The organism is Enterobacter sp. 725m/11 (assembly GCF_011683705.1).
GTDB lineage: Bacteria > Pseudomonadota > Gammaproteobacteria > Enterobacterales > Enterobacteriaceae > Enterobacter > Enterobacter bugandensis.
In genome coordinates, this window is sequence record NZ_JAAQOK010000067.1 from 1 (window position 1) to 20,096 (window position 20,096).

General features: G+C 54.5%; 21 protein-coding genes. 13 read left to right on the forward strand and 8 right to left on the reverse strand.

The genetic code is table 11. The annotated features are described in order from the left end of the window. Positions 1 to 95: 95 nt before the first annotated feature. Positions 96 to 986: a hypothetical protein gene (locus tag HBA26_RS20840; RefSeq protein WP_166721030.1), complete on the forward strand. Its 891-nt coding sequence runs from the start codon at positions 96 to 98 to the stop codon at positions 984 to 986. A gap of 33 nt (positions 987 to 1,019) precedes the next feature. Here HBA26_RS20840 and HBA26_RS20845 read toward each other — a convergent pair whose 3' ends face one another. From HBA26_RS20845 to yfcG, 3 genes are all read right to left on the reverse strand, one after another. Continuing rightward, a complete protein-coding gene (locus HBA26_RS20845; RefSeq protein WP_126345361.1) occupies positions 1,020 to 1,910 on the reverse strand; it encodes a TIGR01777 family oxidoreductase in 891 nt (296 codons plus the stop codon). A 13-nt stretch (positions 1,911 to 1,923) separates the two neighbouring features. Then, entirely contained in the window at positions 1,924 to 2,292 is a 369-nt protein-coding gene (folX, locus tag HBA26_RS20850) for a dihydroneopterin triphosphate 2'-epimerase (protein WP_028013950.1), read from the reverse strand. A gap of 75 nt (positions 2,293 to 2,367) precedes the next feature. Then, positions 2,368 to 2,997: a GSH-dependent disulfide bond oxidoreductase gene (gene yfcG, locus HBA26_RS20855; RefSeq protein ID WP_028013949.1), complete on the reverse strand. Its 630-nt coding sequence runs from the start codon at positions 2,995 to 2,997 to the stop codon at positions 2,368 to 2,370. A 140-nt stretch (positions 2,998 to 3,137) separates the two neighbouring features. Between yfcG and yfcF the strand changes: the two genes are divergently transcribed. From yfcF to yfcD, 3 genes are read left to right on the forward strand one after another with little or no spacing between them, the layout of a single operon-like run. Further along, complete coding sequence (gene yfcF, locus HBA26_RS20860; RefSeq protein WP_047367994.1) at positions 3,138 to 3,782, forward strand: glutathione transferase; 645 nt, start codon at positions 3,138 to 3,140, stop codon at positions 3,780 to 3,782. Positions 3,783 to 3,837: 55 nt separating this feature from the next. Next, entirely contained in the window at positions 3,838 to 4,389 is a 552-nt protein-coding gene (yfcE, locus tag HBA26_RS20865; protein ID WP_028013947.1) for a phosphodiesterase, read from the forward strand. Between the two features lie 55 nt (positions 4,390 to 4,444). Beyond that, positions 4,445 to 5,011 carry an NUDIX hydrolase YfcD gene (yfcD, locus tag HBA26_RS20870; RefSeq protein WP_006811396.1) on the forward strand — a complete coding sequence of 189 codons (567 nt, stop codon included), beginning with the start codon at positions 4,445 to 4,447 and terminating at the stop codon, positions 5,009 to 5,011. A 3-nt stretch (positions 5,012 to 5,014) separates the two neighbouring features. Here the strand turns inward: yfcD and HBA26_RS20875 are convergent, their stop codons facing one another. Continuing rightward, positions 5,015 to 6,034 carry a LacI family DNA-binding transcriptional regulator gene (locus tag HBA26_RS20875; RefSeq protein WP_041908911.1) on the reverse strand — a complete coding sequence of 340 codons (1,020 nt, stop codon included), beginning with the start codon at positions 6,032 to 6,034 and terminating at the stop codon, positions 5,015 to 5,017. A gap of 232 nt (positions 6,035 to 6,266) precedes the next feature. Between HBA26_RS20875 and HBA26_RS20880 the strand changes: the two genes are divergently transcribed. The 5 genes from HBA26_RS20880 (at position 6,267) to HBA26_RS20900 (ending at position 10,249) form a co-directional block, all read left to right on the forward strand. After that, positions 6,267 to 6,710 (forward strand): PTS sugar transporter subunit IIA, encoded by a 444-nt coding sequence (locus tag HBA26_RS20880; protein WP_028013945.1) that lies wholly within the window; start codon positions 6,267 to 6,269, stop codon positions 6,708 to 6,710. A gap of 80 nt (positions 6,711 to 6,790) precedes the next feature. Further along, a complete protein-coding gene (locus HBA26_RS20885) occupies positions 6,791 to 7,063 on the forward strand; it encodes a PTS sugar transporter subunit IIB (RefSeq protein ID WP_041908914.1) in 273 nt (90 codons plus the stop codon). 21 nt (positions 7,064 to 7,084) lie between these two features. Then, entirely contained in the window at positions 7,085 to 8,476 is a 1,392-nt protein-coding gene (locus tag HBA26_RS20890; RefSeq protein ID WP_045259690.1) for a PTS ascorbate transporter subunit IIC, read from the forward strand. After that, positions 8,473 to 9,303: a transketolase gene (locus HBA26_RS20895; RefSeq protein WP_028013942.1), complete on the forward strand. Its 831-nt coding sequence runs from the start codon at positions 8,473 to 8,475 to the stop codon at positions 9,301 to 9,303. Before HBA26_RS20890 ends, HBA26_RS20895 begins: the two co-directional genes overlap by 4 nt. After that, positions 9,296 to 10,249: a transketolase family protein gene (locus tag HBA26_RS20900; RefSeq protein WP_045259691.1), complete on the forward strand. Its 954-nt coding sequence runs from the start codon at positions 9,296 to 9,298 to the stop codon at positions 10,247 to 10,249. The genes HBA26_RS20895 and HBA26_RS20900 overlap by 8 nt, the downstream gene beginning before the upstream one ends. 107 nt (positions 10,250 to 10,356) lie before the next feature. On the opposite strand, the gene pta is transcribed toward HBA26_RS20900, so the two are convergent. Then, on the reverse strand, positions 10,357 to 12,498 hold the full coding sequence (pta, locus tag HBA26_RS20905; protein ID WP_100169935.1) for a phosphate acetyltransferase: 2,142 nt from the start codon (positions 12,496 to 12,498) through the stop codon (positions 10,357 to 10,359). A 75-nt stretch (positions 12,499 to 12,573) separates the two neighbouring features. After that, a complete protein-coding gene (gene ackA, locus HBA26_RS20910; RefSeq protein WP_041908924.1) occupies positions 12,574 to 13,776 on the reverse strand; it encodes an acetate kinase in 1,203 nt (400 codons plus the stop codon). A gap of 337 nt (positions 13,777 to 14,113) precedes the next feature. On the opposite strand from ackA, the gene yfbV reads away from it, so the two are divergent. The 4 genes from yfbV (at position 14,114) to HBA26_RS20930 (ending at position 17,734) form a co-directional block, all read left to right on the forward strand. Then, complete coding sequence (gene yfbV, locus HBA26_RS20915) at positions 14,114 to 14,569, forward strand: terminus macrodomain insulation protein YfbV (RefSeq protein WP_028013938.1); 456 nt, start codon at positions 14,114 to 14,116, stop codon at positions 14,567 to 14,569. A 91-nt stretch (positions 14,570 to 14,660) separates the two neighbouring features. Further along, on the forward strand, positions 14,661 to 15,155 hold the full coding sequence (locus HBA26_RS20920; protein ID WP_126345359.1) for a YfbU family protein: 495 nt from the start codon (positions 14,661 to 14,663) through the stop codon (positions 15,153 to 15,155). An 11-nt stretch (positions 15,156 to 15,166) separates the two neighbouring features. Next, on the forward strand, positions 15,167 to 15,826 hold the full coding sequence (locus tag HBA26_RS20925; RefSeq protein ID WP_063437057.1) for a sugar phosphatase: 660 nt from the start codon (positions 15,167 to 15,169) through the stop codon (positions 15,824 to 15,826). A 75-nt stretch (positions 15,827 to 15,901) separates the two neighbouring features. Next, the gene (locus HBA26_RS20930; RefSeq protein WP_028013936.1) at positions 15,902 to 17,734 is read left to right on the forward strand and encodes an SLC13 family permease; all 1,833 of its coding nucleotides are present in this window, start codon (positions 15,902 to 15,904) and stop codon (positions 17,732 to 17,734) included. 52 nt (positions 17,735 to 17,786) lie between these two features. Here the strand turns inward: HBA26_RS20930 and yfbR are convergent, their stop codons facing one another. Next, a complete protein-coding gene (gene yfbR / locus HBA26_RS20935; protein WP_028013935.1) occupies positions 17,787 to 18,386 on the reverse strand; it encodes a 5'-deoxynucleotidase in 600 nt (199 codons plus the stop codon). A 94-nt stretch (positions 18,387 to 18,480) separates the two neighbouring features. Next, on the reverse strand, positions 18,481 to 19,695 hold the full coding sequence (gene alaA, locus HBA26_RS20940) for an alanine transaminase AlaA (RefSeq protein ID WP_003861471.1): 1,215 nt from the start codon (positions 19,693 to 19,695) through the stop codon (positions 18,481 to 18,483). Positions 19,696 to 20,096 lie beyond the last annotated feature (401 nt).

Genomic DNA, 20,096 nt, shown 5'->3' on the forward strand with positions numbered 1-20,096 from the left:
CTCTCTCCGTCGTCGGCAGCGTCAGATGTGTATAAGAGACAGGAAATAAACGATGGAAAAACAAAGGGGAATACATACAATCGACGGATTTTGATTTGAATGTTGATTTCAATTTATCAGTTGACTTGACAGATAGAGCAGGTATTGCAACTTATTATAAAGGTGTAAGGTTTGAATTAAATAAAAGGTTTAAATTCCTAACGGGATATTTAGACATATTTTCACATGATGCTGGTTATTGGCTTACCATAGACCGAAGAAAAGGAAGGGCGGATAGAAGTGAGGAACTAGAAGAGTTAATAGGAAAAATTTGTTTCAAACATATGGAGTATATTCGTTCTAATACAAAAGATAATGCATTGGCGGATTTTTATTTATATTCAATGTATGGCTCTACGATAGATCAGCTTTGGAAAAGTTATGAAATATGCGATAATGAGTTATCTACTTACTTAGATGGTGATGAACCCATAATAATTGTTGATGATCCTATGGGATATGATGATGAATATGGATTATATAGGCTATCCCCAGTTTTCGATGTTTTAGGTTTATTGATCAAAAGAAGGAAAATTTCCATCTCTGTCTCAGAACTTACAATAAATACGAGGAAAAATGAAGAAGATAGTACTATATCTTACAAACTTCACTTAGTTGATGATTCTAAGGGTAATGTGGAAATTGAACCAAGTATATTTAAGTATTTAATCGATGATTATTTATTCGAAAGCCAAGCTGTGATGCCATGTTTTAATGAAAAATATAAGCAAATAGCTATTAATAAAGATAATCTACCAAAAAATGTGATTGATTTATTGCCATTTGCAAATTGGGTTAAGGATTTTATTTTTCTGCCACTAAAAAAATATGATGTTTTAGGTGACGATGTAAAAATTATTTTTAATTATTATAAAACTCACTCATTAACAAGTATGAATGAAGAATCATTTACAGAACTTTATTTAGATTGTTGGTCTTATATATAGTTAGCCTCGTTATATATAGACAGGGGATTTATTTTATACCACATCCCCCAGCGCCTCTTCTAAGTCATACCAGCGAAACGCAAAACCGGCCGCTTCCAGCCGTTTTGGCAGCGCGCGCTGACCGCCCAGTACCAGCACGGACGCTTCGCCCATCAACAGGCGAATTGCCGTCGCAGGCACGCGTAATATCGCCGGGCGATGCAGGGCATGCCCCAGCGCGTGGGCAAACTGTTCATTTCGCACCGGATACGGCGCAACCATGTTAAACGGCCCGCGCAGATCGTTATCCAGCAGCCAGATAATGCCGTTCACCATATCGTCGATATGGATCCAGGCCAGGTACTGTCGCCCGTTGCCGATCGGCCCGCCGAGCCCCAGCCTGAAGGGCGGAAGCATTTTACCCAGAATGCCGCCTTTCGGCGCAAGCACTACGCCGGTACGCAGCAGGCAGACGCGGGTATTATCGCTTTGCGCCGCGCAGGCGATGCGCTCCCACTGGGCGCAGAGTTTATGGGTGAACTCGTTGTGGGGCGGCTCTTCCTCGGTCACCACCACTTCGCCGAGATCGCCGTAATAGCCCGTTGCAGAGCCTGAAATCAGCACCGACGGCGGGGTCTGGCTGTTGCGAATCAGCTCAACCAGTTTCTCAGTTATGTTCCAGCGGCTGCTGCACAACCGCTGTTTCTGCTCTTCGGTCCAGCGCTTATCGGCGATGGGTTCACCCGCAAGGTTGATGACGGCGTCGAAGCCGTCCAGATTCTGCCGATCGGCCAGCCCTTTCCAGATATCGACCCCCGCGCCCAGCACCTGGCGCGCTTTCTCCGGGCTGCGGGTCACTACGGTAATGTCGTGATGCAGCGCCTGCAAACGCGCAATGAGATGGCGCCCAATCAGGCCTGTACCGCCGGTCAGCAGAATCTTCATACAACCTCCAGGTTTACGCCTGGCGTCGCCAGCTTAACGTCATGGAGACGGAGTCGGCATAGCGCAGGGCGTGAAGTTTATCGATCTCTACTTCAGCATAAGTGACCCAGTGATGATCGCGTGCGATATCGAGCACATCCTGGGTTAATTTCTCCAGCAGCGAGAAGCGGTTGTTTTCCACGTACTGGATGATGTTTTTAGTGATCGTGCGATAGTTCAGCGCGTCATTGATGTCTTCGCTGGCCCGCGCTTTGTCTGCCGGGTAGTGAATCACCACATTAATGACAATATCCTGACGGTTGGCAATCTCTTCCTCTTTGATACCAATGAACGTGCGCAAGCGTAAATTTTTTATACGAATAATAGCGTCTGGCTGTGACATTGCAGGTCTTCTCCGTGTCAGTATTTCCCGCCCATAATACATGAGAGCCTCTCAGCCACCCAGCCTCATAGGTGATTAAACCTGCTGGATTTTTTGCATTGCGCGTTCGGTGGCCGGGCGGGTCCGGATACGCTCAAACCAGTTGTTCACCGCCGGGTAAGACGCTAAGTCAATCCGGTGTTTATCATGCGTATTTACCCACGGCCAGCAGGCGATATCGGCAATGCTGTAATGGTCGCCCCCGAGCCACGGCGTTTTCTCCAGCCGCTGGTTCAGAACGCCGTAAAGACGCTGGGTTTCAACCTGATATCGCTCAATGGCGTAGGGAATGGTCTGAGGCGCGAAGGCGGTGAAGTGGTGGTTCTGCCCCAGCATCGGCCCAAAGCCGCTTGACTGCCAGAAAAGCCACTGCAGAGTGTGGTGACGCTCGCGCAGTTCACCGCTCAGCAGCTTGCCGGTTTTCTCTGCCAGATAAAGCAAAATTTCACCGGATTCAAACAGGCTTAACGGCCTGCCTCCGTCCGCCGGCTGGCTATCAATAATGGCCGGAATTTTATTGTTGGGCGAGATAGCCAAAAACACAGGGTTGAACTGTTCGCCTTTGCTGATATCCACGCGGATGATTCTGTAATCCAGTTCGGCTTCTTCGAGAAAGAGGGTGATCTTGTGGCCATTTGGGGTAGGGGCGTAATAAAGGTCAATCATTCTCAACTCCTGTCCATGCGAATAGTGGTGCCATGACAAATGAGTATAGGTGCTTGTTGTAAATCGTGAGTTTTCATCAAGTGACAGCGAAGCAAAGAGATTATATGTTGAGTAAAAACCGATCAGCCGATGAGGATGTTATGAACCAGCCCGTAATTACGTTGTGGTCCGATGCAAATTTCTTTTCTCCCTATGTTATGAGCGTTTACGTCGCGCTGGCCGAAAAGGGGCTCTCTTTTACACTGAAGACCGTCGATCTCGACGGTGGTGAACACCTCAAACCCCAGTGGCAGGGTTACGACCTGACGCGACGCGTGCCGGTGCTGGAACTGGATGGTTTTGCACTGAGCGAATCCTCGGCGATCGATGAATATCTGGAAGATCGTTTTGCGCCGCCGGAGTGGGAGCGCATCTATCCTCACGATCTGCAAAAGCGCGCCCGCGCCCGGCAGATCCAGGCGTGGCTGCGTAGCGACCTGGTGCCGATTCGCGTCGAGCGCTCCACGGATGTCGTGTTTGCCGGTGTGAAAAAGCCAGCGCTCAGCGCAGAAGGCGTCGACAGCGCGCAAAAGCTGATTGAAACTGCAGCCTCGCTGCTCGCTCACGGCAACCCGAACCTGTTCGGTGAATGGTGTATTGCCGATACCGATCTGGCGCTGATGCTGAACCGTTTGATCCTCAACGGCGATGAGGTCCCTCAACTGCTGGTGGACTATGCGGCGTTCCAGTGGCAGCGAGCCTCCGTACAGCGCTATGTGGCACTCTCCGCTAAGCGCGCGGGCTGATAAGCCCTGACGCTTCAGGTATGATAAGGGGAGTTTTTTTACCAGGGAGTGACGGATGAAACTGATGTTTGCGTCAGATATCCATGGATCGCTGCCCGCGACCGAGCGAGTGCTTTCTCTGTTTTCGCAAAGCGGGGCCCAATGGCTGGTGATTCTGGGGGATGTGTTAAATCATGGTCCGCGTAATGCGCTGCCGGAAGGCTATGCCCCGGCGCAGGTGGCGGAAAAGCTTAACCCGTTTGCCTCGCGCATTATCGCCGTTCGCGGTAATTGCGACAGCGAAGTCGACCAGATGCTGCTGCATTTTCCCCTTACCGCGCCATGGCAACAGGTTCTGCTGGAAAACAGCCGCCTGTTTCTTACCCACGGACACCTTTTCGGCCCGGATAATCTCCCGGCGCTCGCGGCTGGCGATGTCCTGGTTTACGGCCATACTCATATTCCGGTGGCTGAAAAACGCGGTGAGATTTATCACTTTAATCCGGGGTCGGTCAGCATCCCGAAAGGCGGATATCCTGCGAGCTATGGCCTGCTCGATGGAAATACCCTGAGCGTTATCGCACTTAATGATCAGCAAGTTATTGCGCAGGTAGCGATTAATCCGTAAGTTACACCACAACTGCAAACGCGCCGAAAGAGCGCTTAGACGAGAAGGTTTCCCGATGGTGGAGCAGAATCATTTGGCAAGTACTGAATGGGTTGACATTGTCAGCGAAGAAAATGAAGTGATCGCGCAGGCGAGCCGCGAACAAATGCGTGCAGAGCGACTGCGTCACCGTGCAACGTACATCGTTGTGCATGACGGCATGGGCAAGATTCTGGTCCAGCGCCGCACGGACACCAAAGATTTTCTTCCGGGCATGCTTGATGCCACCGCAGGCGGCGTCGTGCAGGCCGATGAAGTGCTGCTGGATTCCGCACGCCGTGAAGCGGAAGAAGAGTTAGGTATCGCCGGGGTGCCGTTTGCCGAGCACGGGCAGTTCTATTTCGAAGACGAACATTGCCGCGTCTGGGGTGGACTGTTTAGCTGCGTTTCCCATGGGCCTTTCGCCCTGCAGGAAGAGGAAGTGAGCGAAGTCTGCTGGATGACGCCGGAAGAGATTACCGCCCGCTGCGACGAGTTCACGCCGGATTCGTTAAAAGCGCTGGCGCTGTGGATGACCCGCAACGCCAAAAACGAATCCGCTAAGCCGGAAAACAAAGCGGAAAAAGAGGAAGAGGCTGAGTAAGCCTTAACAGCTTTCCCGCAGGCACAGGCTGGACGCGATGGGTTTTTGGTCGCGCCAGTCTCCGTCATTCAGACGTTCCAGTAGCGCTTTACCTGCCTCAATCCCAATCTTTCGATGCGGTACCGCCATCGTCGTCAGCGGCGGCTGGCAGACGCGGCTCACATCGCTATCGCCAAAGCCCACGACAGCCAGATCGTCCGGCACTTTAATGCGTCGACGCTGACACTCATACAGCGCGCCGCAGGCCAGCTCGTCTGATACGCACACCAGCGCATCCAGCTCCGGCCACGCCAGCAAGAACTCTGGCAGTTGTGCCGCGCCGGTCGAGAAGCTCGGCGGCATCGCCGCGTTAATCACCCGGTTTGGCGACAGATGATGGCGCAGCATCGCCTTGTACCAGCCCTGCAAATGCTGCTGGAAAATCCACTGCTCCTGGTTGGCGCACAGCAGGCCGATATTCTGGTAGCCGCGCCTAATCACCATTTCTGTCAGCTCGTACATGGCCGCCACGTTATCGATCCCGATATTCATATCGATCGGATCGGCGCGCATCGCACCCATCTCCATTACCGGAATCGAGGCGTTTTTCAGCCAGTGGCGAACAGTGTCGGTGTGCTCGACGCTGAGCAAAATCGCGGCGGCGATATTTGACGCCAGCAGGGTCTCAAGCAGCTTCTCTTCCTGCTCAAGCCGATGCTGGGACTCTGCCAGCATGATCTGGTATCCGGCGGGCTGCAGCACCTGCTGTAGGCCCGCAAACATTTCAGAGCAACCGGCTTCGGAAAGGTTGGGAACAACCATCGCAATCGTCCATGAGGACGCGGATGCCAGTGCGCTGGCGGCGAGATTGGGCATATAACCCAGCTCCTGCACCGCAGCTTCAATTTTTTCACGCAGTTTATCGGAAACCTGTTCGGGCGTGCGGAGCGCACGGGAGACGGTCATCGTGCCGACTCCGGCAAGCTGCGCGACATCAGCGAGCGTGACTTTTCCGGTACTGCGCCGTTTTCGGGTTAAAGACATACACCTTCCTGCTGACCAGACGCGTTCTTTTTTCCTTCATTTCAGGTGACAGGCAGTATACGCCTTAAATCCCTTTTTTTGCTGTGATTTCACACCATGATTACATTTTGATAGCGCTATCACATTTCTGCATGTTGGTAATTGGTAGCGCTATCTTTGTGATCGCGATCGCAGTCAATGATTGATGGGTTGAATAAAGTTTGCCCATCTTTAGCGTTTGGCGGGAGGGAAAATGCTCAAAAAGTGGATATATGATACAACCATCACGCTGCAGGATAGCGTGGAAAGCTGGCCACAGGCGCTGGAGATATGCGCGAAACCGCTGCTGGATCTGCAGGTGATTGCACCGGAATACGTGACGGCAATCATTCAGCAGCACCATACGTTAGGACCCTATTATGTGCTGGCACCAGGGCTAGCCATGCCGCATGCGCGGCCGGAGGAAGGCGCCAAAGGACTGGGCTTGTCATTACTAAAACTAAAACAGGGCGTCTCTTTTGGTGCCGGAGAGTTTGACCCTGTCGATCTGATTATTATGCTTGCGGCACCGGATAAACATAGCCATATCGAAATGATATCCGCGCTCGCTGAATTATTTTCCAGCGACGAAGATATGGAGAAATTACATCAGGCGAATACCCTGGAGGACATTAAAGCCATTATTGACCGCTTCTGATTTAATTTTTTAATCCGATTATTCACAACATTACGCGCCAGCGTGATGGGGCGTGCTCTACTCAAAATAAGGGGACAACAATGAAAATCATGGCTATTTGCGGTTCTGGCCTGGGCAGCAGTTTTATGGTCGAAATGAACATTAAAAAGGTGCTTAAAAAGCTGGACATTGAGGCCGAGGTTGAACACTCCGATCTCTCCTCCGCCACGCCGGGCGCGGCGGACCTGTTCGTGATGGCGAAAGACATTGCGGCCAGCGCCAGCGTGCCGGAAAGCCAGCTGGTGGTGATCAATAACATCATTGATATCAACGAACTCGAAGCGCAGCTGCGCGCCTGGTTCGACAGACAATAACCCTGATAAGGCGAGGTGGATATGTTTATCCTTGAAACGCTGAATTTCGTTGTCGATATTTTAAAAGTCCCTTCGGTGCTGGTGGGTTTAATCGCGTTAATTGGTCTGGTCGCGCAGAAAAAAGCGTTTTCTGATGTCGTAAAAGGCACAATTAAAACGATTCTCGGCTTTATTGTACTGGGCGGTGGCGCCACGGTGCTGGTGGGGTCGTTAAACCCGTTAGGCGGCATGTTTGAGCACGCTTTTAATATCCAGGGCATTATTCCAAACAATGAAGCGATTGTGTCGATCGCGCTGGAAAAATACGGTGCCTCGACCGCGCTGATCATGGCCTTCGGCATGGTGGCGAACATTGTCGTCGCGCGCTTTACCCGCCTGAAGTACATCTTCCTGACCGGGCACCACACCTTCTACATGGCGTGCATGATTGGCGTGATCCTGACGGTCGCAGGCTTCGAGGGAGTAGGGCTGGTATTTACCGGTTCGCTGATCCTCGGCCTGATTATGGCCTTTTTCCCGGCGATTGCGCAGCGCTATATGAAGCGTATTACCGGCAACGATGAGATCGCCTTCGGTCATTTCGGTACGCTGGGCTACGTGCTGTCCGGCTGGATTGGCAGCAGGGTCGGCAAAGGCTCGCGCTCCACCGAAGAGATGAACCTGCCGAAAAACCTCAGCTTCCTGCGCGACAGTTCGATCTCCATCTCCCTGACCATGATGATTATCTACCTGATCATGGCGGTAAGCGCCGGGCGTGAGTACGTCGAGGCCACCTTCAGCGGCGGGCAAAACTACCTGGTCTACGCCATCATCATGGCGATCACCTTCGCGGCGGGCGTGTTCATCATCCTGCAAGGCGTGCGCCTGATTCTGGCGGAAATCGTCCCGGCCTTTACCGGCTTCTCGGAAAAACTGGTGCCGAACGCGCGTCCGGCGCTGGACTGCCCGGTGGTCTACCCGTATGCGCCAAACGCGGTGCTGATTGGCTTCCTGTTCAGCTTCCTCGGGGGAATTGTGGGGTTGTTGATCTGCGGTCAGTTTAGCTGGGTGCTGATCCTGCCGGGCGTAGTGCCGCACTTCTTCACCGGCGCAACGGCAGGCGTGTTCGGTAACGCCACCGGTGGACGCCGCGGGGCAATGATAGGCGCCTTTGCTAACGGCCTGCTGATTACTTTCCTCCCGGTCCTGCTGCTGCCGGTACTGGGTGCGATTGGCTTTGCTAACACCACCTTCTCGGACGCCGACTTCGGCGCGGTCGGGATTGTGCTGGGCAACCTGGCGCGCTTCCTGTCACCGCTTGCCATCACCGGGCTGGTTGTGGCGCTGTTCGCGCTGCTGGTGGCCTACAACATCTTCGCGAAAAACAAACCTGCGGGTAGTAACGCGCAGGAAAATACCGGAGCCAAATCATGAATGAGAACGAGATAACCGAACTGGCGCGTCAGATCCGTCTTGAAACCCTCAAATCCCTGACGCAGCTGGGCTTTGGGCACTACGGCGGCAGCATGTCCGTGGTGGAAACCCTGGCGGTGCTGTACGGCGCCGTGATGAAGATCGACCCGGCGGATCCGGACTGGCCTGAGCGCGATTACTTTGTGCTGTCGAAAGGTCATGCAGGCCCGGCGCTCTACAGCACCCTGGCGATTAAGGGCTACTTCCCGGTTGAAGAGCTGAGCACGCTGAACCAGAACGGCACGCGTCTGCCCAGCCACCCGGACCGCCTGAAAACGCGCGGCGTGGATGCCACCACCGGCTCGCTGGGGCAGGGGATCTCCATTGCGGGCGGTATGGCACTCTCGCACAGGCTGGCCGGGCGACCGAATCGGGTCTTCTGCATCGTTGGCGACGGCGAGCTGAACGAAGGCCAGTGCTGGGAAGCGTTCCAGTTTATCGCTCACCATCGTCTGAACAACCTGACCGTGTTCGTGGACTGGAACAAACAGCAGCTCGACGGCGAACTGGACGAAATCATCTGTGCCTTCGACCTTGAGGGCAAATTCCGCGCCTTTGGCTTTGATGTGGTGACGGTCAAAGGGGATGACATTCCGGCACTGCTGAAGGTGACTTCAAGGGTACCGGAGGCCGATGCGCGTCCGCGGGTGGTGATCCTCGACAGCATCAAAGGGCAGGGGGTGCCGTATCTGGAACAGCTCAGCAACTCGCACCACCTGCGATTAACCGCGGAGAGCAAAGCGGCCCTCAATGAGACGATTCGCCAACTGGAGGCTTCACATGATTAAGGTTGCACCGGCAGGACAGAAAGACGCCGTTGAGATGCGCAAGGTCTACGCGGGCTTTGTGGCAAAGCAGATTGAGGCCGGCAGCGAGATTATCGCCCTGGAAGCGGACCTGATGAGCTCAATGGCAATGGACGGCGTAGCGCGCGATTATCCGCAGCACGTGATTAACTGCGGCATTATGGAGGCCAACGTCATCGGCACTGCGGCGGGGCTGTCGCTCACCGGCCGTAAGCCGTTCGTGCACACTTTCACCGCGTTTGCCAGCCGCCGCTGCTTCGACCAGCTGTTTATGTCCCTGGACTACCAGCGCAACAACGTGAAGGTGATTGCCTCGGATGCGGGCGTGACGGCCTGCCACAACGGTGGGACGCACATGTCCTTCGAGGATATGGGCATCGTGCGCGGTCTGGCGCATTCGGTGGTGTTGGAAGTCACCGATGCGGTGATGTTCGAGGATGTGCTGCGCCAGCTTATCGATCTCGAAGGCTTCTACTGGGTGCGCACCATCCGCAAGCAGGCGCCGAGCGTCTATGCGCCGGGCTCAACATTTACCATTGGAAAAGGCAACGTGTTGCGCGAGGGAAGTGATATCACGCTGATTGCCAACGGCATCATGGTGGCGGAAGCGCTGGAGGCGGCGCGCCAGCTTGAACAGGAGGGGGTAAGTGCGGCGGTCATCGACATGTTTACCCTGAAGCCTATCGATCGGATGCTGGTGAAAAACTATGCCGAGAAAACCGGGCGTATTGTGACCTGCGAAAACCACAGTATTCACAACGGTCTCGGGTCAGCGGTGGCGGAAGTGCTGGTGGAGACCTGCCCGGTGCCGATGCGTCGCGTGGGCGTGAAGGAGCGTTACGGCCAGGTGGGCACACAGGACTTCCTGCAAAAAGAGTATGGCCTGACGGCGCATGACATTGTGTCGGCGGCGCGGGAGCTGCTGTAATAAAAAAAGGCGACCGTGTGGTCGCCTTTTTGTTGCCCGGTGGCGCTGGCGCTTACCGGACCTACGGTTCTGTAGGCCGGATAAGCGAAGCGCCATCCGGCAAAACATTACTGCTGCTGCGAAGACTGGATCGCCGTCAGCGCGATGGTATAGACGATATCGTCAACCAGCGCACCACGGGACAGGTCGTTTACAGGCTTGCGCATGCCCTGCAGCATTGGCCCGATGGAGATCAGGTCGGCAGAACGCTGTACCGCTTTGTAGGTGGTGTTACCGGTGTTCAGATCCGGGAAGATGAACACGGTAGCGCGACCTGCAACCGGCGAGTTCGGCGCTTTGGATTTCGCCACGTCAGCCATGACCGCGGCGTCGTACTGCAGCGGGCCGTCGATCATCAGATCGGGACGTTTTTCCTGCGCAATACGGGTCGCTTCACGGACTTTCTCTACGTCGCTACCTGCACCAGAGGTGCCGGTGGAGTAGGAGAGCATTGCTACGCGCGGCTCGATACCGAAAGCGGTCGCGGAGTCCGCAGACTGGATAGCGATTTCTGCCAGCTGTTCTGCGGTAGGATCCGGGTTGATCGCGCAGTCGCCGTAAACGTAAACCTGTTCAGGCAGCAGCATGAAGAATACGGAAGAAACCAGAGAGCTGCCTGGTGCAGTTTTGATCAGCTGCAGCGGTGGACGGATGGTGTTCGCCGTGGTGTGAACCGCACCGGAAACCAGGCCGTCAACTTCGTCCTGCTCCAGCATCAGCGTGCCCAGCACCACGTTGTCTTCCAGCTGCTCACGCGCAACGGCTTCGGTCATGCCCTTGTTCTTACGCAGCTCAACCAGACGGGCAACGTAGCTTTCGCGGACCACTTCAGGGTCAACGATTTCGATGCCAGCGCCCAGCTCAACGCCCTGAGAGGCCGCCACGCGGTTGATCTCATCCGGGTTACCCAGCAGCACACAGGTCGCGATGCCGCGCTCTGCACAGATAGCCGCCGCTTTAACGGTACGCGGTTCGTCGCCTTCTGGCAGAACAACGCGTTTGCCCGCTTTGCGCGCCAGCTCGGTCAGCTGGTAACGGAAGGCTGGAGGAGACAGGCGACGGCTGCGCTCGGAGGTCGCCGTCAGGGATTCGATCCAGTCTGCATTGATGTAGCCGGCAACGTATTCCTGCACTTTCTCGATACGCTCGTGGTCATCAACCGGCACTTCCAGGTTGAAGCTTTGCAGGCTCAGAGAGGTCTGCCAGGTGTTGGTGTTCACCATGAAGACTGGCAGGCCTGTCGCGAACGCACGTTCGCACAGCTTGCTGATGCGCGCGTCCATTTCGTAGCCGCCGGTCAGCAGAATTGCACCGATTTCCACGCCGTTCATCGCCGCCAGGCAGGCAGCAACCAGCACGTCCGGACGGTCTGCGGAGGTCACCAGCAGGGAACCTGCGCGGAAGTGCTCCAGCATGTGCGGAATGCTGCGCGCACAGAAGGTCACGGACTTCACGCGGCGGGTGTTGATATCGCCTTCGTTAACGATGGTCGCGTTCAGGTGACGCGCCATATCAATTGCACGGGTGGCAATCAGATCGAAGCTCCATGGCACTGCGCCGAGTACAGGCAGCGGGCTGGATTCCTGCAGCTTTGCCGGATCAACCTTGATGACTTTCGCTTTGGAAGAGTCGTCGAAGATTTCGGACAGGTCAGGACGCGTACGGCCCTGTTCATCAACCGGTGCGTTCAGTTTGTTAACGATCACGCCGGTGATGCTGGTGTTTTTCGCGCCGCCGAAGCTGCTGCGCGTCAGTTCGATACGCTCTTTCAGCTGCTCTGGGGTATCAGTCCCCTGAGACATCACGAAAACGATCTCTGCGTTCAGGGTTTTCGCGATTTCAAAGTTCAGGGACTGGGCAAACTGGTGTTTGCGGGTCGGGACCAGGCCTTCAACCAGCACCACTTCCGCGTCCTGCGCGTTAGCGTGGTAGTTGGCGATGATCTCTTCCATCAGCACGTCTTTCTGGTTGCTGGAGAGCAGAGACTCAACGTGGCTCATCTTCAGCGGTTCAGCCGCAGGAAGATTGGAATTCTTACGCACGATGGTGGTGGTCTGGTCTGGCGCATCGCCACCGGCACGAGGCTGGGCAATAGGCTTAAAGACGCTCAGACGAACGCCTTTGCGTTCCATAGCGCGGATCACGCCGAGGCTGACGCTGGTCAGGCCGACGCTGGTTCCGGTAGGGATCAGCATAATAGTACGGGACACGGTTTATCCTCTTTCGTTACCGCCGCGTTGGGCGGGTTACAAAACAGCACCGCCAGCATTGCTGGCGGTGTGGAATCAGGCAGTCAGGCGGCACGCGTCTTGCGCGATGACCAGCTCTTCGTTAGTTGGGATAACGATAGCCGGGCGGGTGCCTTCTTTGTTGATGAAGCCAGACTTGCCGAAGCGGGCAGCCAGGTTACGCTCGTGATCGACTTCGAAGCCCAGAACGCCCAGTTTGCCCAGGGACAGTTCACGTACCATTGCCGCGTTCTCACCGATGCCACCGGTGAAGATAACCGCGTCCAGACGACCGTCCATCAGCGCGGTGTAAGAACCGATGTACTTCGCCAGACGGTGGCAGTAAACGTCCATTGCACGCTTAGCGTCTTCTTTGCTGTCGTAGTTGTCTTCAACGTAACGGCAGTCGCTGGTGACTTCGGTCAGACCCAGTAGGCCAGACTCTTTGGTCAACATTTTGTTGATGTCGTCAACGCTCATGCCCAGAGTGTCGTGCAGGTGGAAGATGATCGCCGGGTCGATATCACCGGAACGGGTACCCATCACCAGACCTTCCAGCGGGGTCAGACCCATAGAGGTATCAACACATTTACCGTTGCGGATAGCAGAAACAGAACCACCGTTGCCCAGGTGGCAGGTGATGATGTTGACTTCTTCAACTGGCTTGTTCAGGACTTTTGCGGCTTCCTGAGTCACATAGAAGTGGCTGGTGCCGTGCGCGCCGTAGCGACGTACGCCGTGCTCTTTGTACAGGCTGTACGGCAGGGCATAGAGGTAAGACTCTTCCGGCATGGTCTGATGGAACGCGGTGTCAAACACGGCCACGTTTTTGTCTTTCAGATTCGGGAAGGACTTCAGCGCTTCAGCGATACCGATCAGGTGCGCCGGGTTATGCAGCGGAGCAAAAGAGGCAGAGTCTTTGATGCCCTGGATAACAGAGTCGTCGATGACAACGGAGCTGGTGTATTTTTCGCCGCCGTGGACGATACGGTGACCAATCGCAGTCAGCTGAGCAGACAGTTCTGGTTTTTGTGCCAGAATAGTGTTAACGATAAAGTTCAGCGCTTCACTGTGAGCGGCGCCTGCACCTAAAGCCGCTTCTTGTTTGCTGCCGTCCATCTTCCACTTGATACGTGCTTCAGGCAGATGGAAACATTCGGCCAAACCAGAGAGGTACTCGTCACCGTTGAGCGCATCGATGATGGCGAATTTCAGTGAAGAGCTACCGCAGTTCAGAACCAGTACTAACTTACTCGACATGGAAGTACCTATAATTGATACGTGGCTAAAAAAACGTCAATGAGCCTAAAAGCGTAACGCAAGCTGACCCAGACGTTTATGATTAACATCATGCCAAACGAACATTCTGGCAGGATGGAAGAAATACCTATGATTTTAAGCCATTTTGAACATTTTTCAGACAATGGCATAATATGCGATAATTTGACGAGTTAACGCTTCTCGTCTACGGCCCTATCAGGCTGGCACAGAATACCCGATACGGGGTAGCGATGACAAAATATTTTGAACGTTGTCATAGCCTGTTGTGGTTTTGCACAAAAATTTTAATTTTTATATGTGAAGTTGAGGTACAGCCATGTCGACACCCGAAATCCCGTCCGTGAGCTTTTTCAGTCTGTTTCGTCGGGGACAGCATTACGCAAAGACGTGGCCAATGGAAAAGCGCCTTGCGCCAATGTTTATTGAGAATCGCACGATCCGCGCCACGCGCTATGCGATTCGCTTTATGCCTCCGGTCGCTATCTTTACTCTGTGCTGGCAAATCGCCCTCGGTGGACAGCTTGGTCCTGCCGTCGCAACGGCGCTCTTCGCGTTAAGCCTGCCGATGCAGGGGCTGTGGTGGTTAGGCAAACGCTCCATTACGCCGCTTCCGCCTTCAATTTTACACTGGTTTTATGAAGTGCGTGGAAAACTGGAGGAGGCCGGGCAGGCGCTGGCCCCGGTTGAAGGCAAGCCGGATTACCAGGCGCTGGCGGACACGTTAAAGCGTGCTTTTAAGCAGCTGGATAAAACATTCCTCGATGACTTGTGATTGATCATCGAAACGACTAACAAAAGAAGGCACAGTAACACACCGTTACCGTGTCTTTTTTTACAGTGCAATGCGCTACAGGAGTCGAAAGATGGAAATGACCCATGCTCAACGTCTGATTTTGTCTAACCAGTACAAGATGATGACTATGCTTGATCCCGATAACGCTGCGCGCTACAGCCGCCTGCAAACCATCGTCGAACGCGGTTTTGGTTTGCAAATGCGCGAACTGGAACGCGAGTTTGGCGAGCTGAAAGAAGAAACCTGCCGCATCGTGATCGACATTATGGAGATGTATCACGCTCTGCACGTCTCCTGGACGAACCTCAAAGACCAGCAGACCATTGATGAACGTCGCGTGACCTTCTTAGGCTTTGATGCCGCGACGGAAGCGCGCTATCTGAGCTATGTTCGCTTTATGGTGAACACCGAAGGGCGCTACACCCATTTTGATGCGGGAACGCACGGCTTCAACGCCCAAACCCCCATGTGGGATAAATATCAACGTATGCTGAGCGCGTGGCACGCCTGCCCGCGTCAGTACCATTTAAGCAGCAACGAAATTCAACAAATCATTAATGCCTGACGGAGGTGCGTGTGCAGTGTAAAGGTTTTCTGTTTGATCTGGACGGTACGCTGGTGGATTCGCTGCCGGTGGTGGAGCGTTCTTGGTGCCACTGGGCCGACCGGCACGGCATCGACCATAAGGACGTGCTGAATTTTATCCATGGCAAACAGGCCATTACCTCATTGCGGCACTTTTTAGCGGGGCGTTCTGAGGAAGAGATCCAGGCGGAGTTCAGATACCTGGAGCAGATTGAGGCCACCGACACCGAGGGCATTACCGCGCTGCCCGGGGCGCGCGAACTGCTTGAGCATCTGAATGAAGCGCAAATCCCGTGGGCTATCGTCACCTCCGGCTCTGTTCCGGTCGCGCATGCCCGCCATAAGGCGGCCGGTTTACCGAAGCCTGAGGTGTTCATTACGGCTGAGCGCGTTAAACGCGGCAAGCCGGAGCCGGATGCGTTTCTGCTTGGTGCAGAAATGCTGGGCTTCGCGCCTGCAGAGTGTGTGGTGGTGGAAGATGCGGCCGCTGGCGTGCTGGCCGGGCTGAACGCCGGGAGCCACGTCATTGCCGTTAACGTTCCGGCGGGATCTCCACGCCTGGACGAGGCGGACTTTGTGATTCATTCTCTGACGGCGCTGGCGGTGTCAAAAGCGCCCGACGGAGTTGTAACCGTCTCGCTAAAAATGTAATCCCATGATATAGCCCCACGCTGCTGGGGCTTTTTTATGGCAAAATTTCTCATCTTCCACTGACAAGGATAGGTTGTGAACGGTGAACTGATCTGGGTTCTGAGCCTGCTTTTAATCGCCATTATTCTCTTCGCCACAGGCAAGGTGCGCATGGATGCCGTTGCCCTGTTTGTCATCGTCGCGTTTGTGCTGAGCGGCACGCTCACGCTACCGGAAGCCTTCTCCGGGTTCAGCGACCCCAACGTTATCCTTATAGCTGCCCTGTTTATCATCGGCGACGGCCTTGTTCGCACCGGCGTGGCGACCATCATGGGCGCGTGGCTGGTTAAGGTGGCCGGCAGCAGTGAAACCAAAATGCTGATCTACCTGATGCTGACGGTCGCCGGGCTGGGGGCGTTTATGAGCTCAACGGGCGTGGTCGCTATTTTTATTCCGGTGGTGCTGAGCGTTTCAATGCGGATGCAGAGCTCGCCGTCGCGCCTGATGATGCCTCTGAGCTTTGCCGGTTTGATCAGCGGAATGATGACGCTGGTGGCGACGCCGCCGAACCTGGTTGTCAACAGCGAGCTGATTCGTGAAGGGTTTCAGGGCTTCAGCTTTTTCAGCGTTACCCCGCTTGGGCTGGTGATTCTGGCGATGGGCGTGGTCTACATGCTGCTGACCCGTTTTGCCCTCAAAGGCGACAAACAGGATAAGAATAAAGAGGGGTGGAAGCGACGTACCTTCCGCGATCTGATCAAAGAGTACCGCCTCACCGGGCGGGCGCGCCGTCTGGCCATTCGCCCCGGCTCGCCGATGGTCGGCCAGCGGCTCGACGACCTTAAGCTGCGCGAGCGTTATGGCGCGAACGTGATCGGGGTTGAGCGCTGGCGTCGTTTTCGCCGGGTGATCGTTAACGTGAACGGGGTATCAGAGTTCCGCGCGCGTGATGTCCTGCTGATTGATATGTCAACGGCGGACGTGGATCTGCGAGAGTTCTGTAGCGAGCAGCTGCTGGAGCCGATGGTGCTACGCGGCGAGTATTTCTCCGACCAGGCGCTGGATGTGGGGATGGCCGAAGTGTCGCTGATACCGGAATCGGAACTGCTGGGTAAAACCGTGCGTGAAATGGGGTTCCGTACCCGCTATGGCCTGAACGTAGTGGGGCTGAAGCGTGATGGCGTGGCGATGGAAGGGGCCGTCGTCGATGAGCCGATCCTGCTGGGCGATATCTTTCTCGTGGTCGGCAACTGGAAGCTGATAAGCCAGCTCGGGCAAAAAGGGCGTGATTTTGTGGTGCTCAATATGCCGGTCGAGGAGAGCGATGCCTCCCCGGCGCACAGCCAGGCGCCCCATGCGATTTTCTGTTTGGTGCTAATGGTGGCGCTGATGCTGACCGATGAAATCCCTAATCCGGTCGCGGCCATTATCGCCTGCCTGCTGATGGGGAAATTCCGCTGCATTGACGCCGAAAGCGCGTATAAAGCCATTCACTGGCCGAGCATTATTCTTATCGTCGGGATGATGCCCTTTGCCCTGGCACTGCAAAAAACCGGCGGGGTAGATCTGATCGTAAAAGGCTTGATGGACGTGGGCGGCGGGTATGGACCGTACATGATGATGGTCTGTCTGTTTGTCATGTGCGCCACGATAGGGTTATTTATCTCGAATACCGCGACGGCGGTGCTGATGGCGCCCATTGCGCTGGCGATGGCGAAATCCATGGGCGTGTCGCCGTACCCGTTTGCGATGATGGTCGCGATGGCGGCATCCGCGGCGTTTATGACGCCGGTTTCATCGCCGGTGAACACGCTGGTACTGGGGCCGGGGAATTATAAGTTCAGCGATTTCGTGAAGCTGGGCGTGCCGTTCACCGTGCTGGTGATGGTGGTGTGCGTGGTGTTAATTCCGGTTTTATTCCCGTTTTAGCGTGAGCGCAGAAACGTAGACCGGGTAAGGCGAAGCCGCCACCCGGCTAAAATTACAACGGTGAATCCTGGCTGATCTCGTCCAGCGATAGATGGAAGCTCGGCACAAATACCTGCATGAAGTAGTCCATCTCTTCGCTGCGGCGGGATTCCAGCGTTTTTTCCAGACGCGTTTTCGCCAGTAAAAACTCATTATTGCCCGCAGACAGCTCTTCCAGACACTTCAGATAGGCGCACAGCGCGTCGGCCTGTTTGACCAGCGACTTTTCATCTTCCGTATACTGATGCTCGTCGATGAGCGGTTCAAAGATATCGCGTAGCTCTTCGGGCACCATCTCGATAAGCTTTTGCTGGGCAATCTTCTCGATAGCCTTATATTCCTGAGCAATCTGAGAATTGAAATATTTCACTGGCGTAGGCAGGTCGCCGGTCAGCACCTCTGATGCGTCGTGGTACATCGCCAGCAAAGCGATGCGCTCGGCATTCACCTGCCCGTTAAATTTGCGATTCTTAATGGCAGCCAGCGCATGAGCAACCATAGCAACCTGCAGGCTATGTTCAGACACGTTCTCTGTACGCACGTTGCGCATCAGCGGCCAGCGGTTGATCAGTTTCAGGCGGGAGAGGTGGGCAAAGAAATGGCTCTGACTCATAGGTTACCTTTTGTCTTCACTGCGACAGGACTTCATTGTGCGGGGAGGGGAGGGAAGATGCAAATCAGGCTACCGAAGTAGCCTGATTTTAAGATTACTGATGGTATCCAGAGAGGAATCGCCCGAAGCGGCTGATGGCCATTTCGAGATCGTCTTCACGTGGCAGGGTCACGATACGCACGTGGTCCGGCCACGGCCAGTTAAACGCCGTCCCCTGAACCAGCAGCACTTTTTCCTGCAACAGGAAATCGAGCACCATTTTCTGATCGTCGTGGATATTGAAGCGCTTCGCGTCAATTTTCGGGAACATATACAGCGCCCCGTTCGGCTTCACGCAGGAGACGCCCGGGATATCGTTGATCAGTTCCCATGCGCGGTTACGCTGTTCGTACAGGCGACCGCCAGGGACGATAAACTCGCTGATGCTCTGGTAGCCGCCCAGCGCCGTCTGGATCGCGTGCTGCGCAGGCACGTTGGCGCAAAGACGCATCGACGCCAGCATCTCAAGCCCTTCAATATAGCCTTTTGCGTGCTTTTTCGGGCCGTTCAGCACCATCCAGCCCTGACGGAAACCGGCCACGCGGTAGGTTTTAGACAGTCCGTTAAAGGTGACGGTCAGCAGGTCGGGCGCCAGCGCGGCGATAGAGTGGTGCTGCGCCGCGTCGTACAGAATCTTGTCGTAGATTTCGTCAGCGAAGATGATCAGGTTGTGCTGGCGGGCGATCTCCACGATTTCCATCAGCAGCTCTTTTGAATAGACCGCGCCCGTCGGGTTGTTCGGGTTGATGATCACAATCCCACGCGTGCGAGGCGTGATTTTCGCGCGAATATCGTCCAGATCCGGGAACCAGTCAGAGGATTCGTCGCAAAGATAATGTACCGCTTTACCGCTTGAGAGCGATACGGCAGCGGTCCACAGCGGATAGTCCGGCGCGGGAACCAGCATTTCGTCACCGCTGTTCAGCAGCGCCTGCATGGCCTGAACGATAAGTTCGGAGACGCCGTTGCCGATATAGATATCTTCGACGGTAACGTCACGCATACCGCGCGCCTGGTAGTGCTGCATAATGGCTTTACGGGCGGAGTAAAGTCCCTTTGAGTCACAATAGCCTTGTGCCGTAGGCAAGTTGCGGATCACATCAACCAGAATTTCATCCGGCGCTTCAAAACCAAATGGCGCGGGGTTGCCGATGTTGAGCTTCAGAACCTTGTTGCCTTCTTCTTCAAGGCGTTTTGCCTCTTTCAGAACCGGGCCACGGATGTCATAACAGACGTTATCTAGCTTGCTGGATTTTTCGATAGGGGACATGAACCTTTAACCTTTTCGCTATTATTGCCACTCCCTGCCGTGGAAGTCAGCACGGAATAATGTACTCCCCCCACGCTTCGTTTTGAAGGGTGTGCAGAAGAAGATTTTGTGCTCATAGCGAAATTGTGATGAATCTTTTTAACTATTGACTAACGCTTTCACTGCGTTAACGTCATGTGCAAACCATAAATAAAGGTTGATTATGCTACTGATTTATGTGAATTATGTATATTGTTCTGATGGAAAATAAAAAACGCGCAGACAACAAGCAGAAGTTACGCTGGGTGACATTTCGTAAAACCTGAGTGTTGAAGGGACCTTGCAGTAATAGCCCGGAGCGGCTAAAAGTTAATCATGTGAAATTAATGTTAAGTGTTATTAACTGTCTCTTATACACATCT

Excerpts from the sequence above, each read along its gene's own strand:
- HBA26_RS20845 (WP_126345361.1), bottom strand. The coding sequence starts at position 1,910 with ATGAAGATTCTGCTGACCGGCGGTACAGGCCTGATTGGGCGCCATCTC.
- folX (WP_028013950.1), bottom strand. The coding sequence starts at position 2,292 with ATGTCACAGCCAGACGCTATTATTCGTATAAAAAATTTACGCTTGCGC.
- yfcG (WP_028013949.1), bottom strand. The coding sequence starts at position 2,997 with ATGATTGACCTTTATTACGCCCCTACCCCAAATGGCCACAAGATCACC.
- yfcF (WP_047367994.1), top strand. The coding sequence starts at position 3,138 with ATGAACCAGCCCGTAATTACGTTGTGGTCCGATGCAAATTTCTTTTCT.
- yfcE (WP_028013947.1), top strand. The coding sequence starts at position 3,838 with ATGAAACTGATGTTTGCGTCAGATATCCATGGATCGCTGCCCGCGACC.
- yfcD (WP_006811396.1), top strand. The coding sequence starts at position 4,445 with ATGGTGGAGCAGAATCATTTGGCAAGTACTGAATGGGTTGACATTGTC.
- HBA26_RS20875 (WP_041908911.1), bottom strand. The coding sequence starts at position 6,034 with ATGTCTTTAACCCGAAAACGGCGCAGTACCGGAAAAGTCACGCTCGCT.
- HBA26_RS20880 (WP_028013945.1), top strand. The coding sequence starts at position 6,267 with ATGCTCAAAAAGTGGATATATGATACAACCATCACGCTGCAGGATAGC.
- HBA26_RS20885 (WP_041908914.1), top strand. The coding sequence starts at position 6,791 with ATGAAAATCATGGCTATTTGCGGTTCTGGCCTGGGCAGCAGTTTTATG.
- HBA26_RS20890 (WP_045259690.1), top strand. The coding sequence starts at position 7,085 with ATGTTTATCCTTGAAACGCTGAATTTCGTTGTCGATATTTTAAAAGTC.
- HBA26_RS20895 (WP_028013942.1), top strand. The coding sequence starts at position 8,473 with ATGAATGAGAACGAGATAACCGAACTGGCGCGTCAGATCCGTCTTGAA.
- HBA26_RS20900 (WP_045259691.1), top strand. The coding sequence starts at position 9,296 with ATGATTAAGGTTGCACCGGCAGGACAGAAAGACGCCGTTGAGATGCGC.
- ackA (WP_041908924.1), bottom strand. The coding sequence starts at position 13,776 with ATGTCGAGTAAGTTAGTACTGGTTCTGAACTGCGGTAGCTCTTCACTG.
- yfbV (WP_028013938.1), top strand. The coding sequence starts at position 14,114 with ATGTCGACACCCGAAATCCCGTCCGTGAGCTTTTTCAGTCTGTTTCGT.
- HBA26_RS20920 (WP_126345359.1), top strand. The coding sequence starts at position 14,661 with ATGGAAATGACCCATGCTCAACGTCTGATTTTGTCTAACCAGTACAAG.
- yfbR (WP_028013935.1), bottom strand. The coding sequence starts at position 18,386 with ATGAGTCAGAGCCATTTCTTTGCCCACCTCTCCCGCCTGAAACTGATC.
- alaA (WP_003861471.1), bottom strand. The coding sequence starts at position 19,695 with ATGTCCCCTATCGAAAAATCCAGCAAGCTAGATAACGTCTGTTATGAC.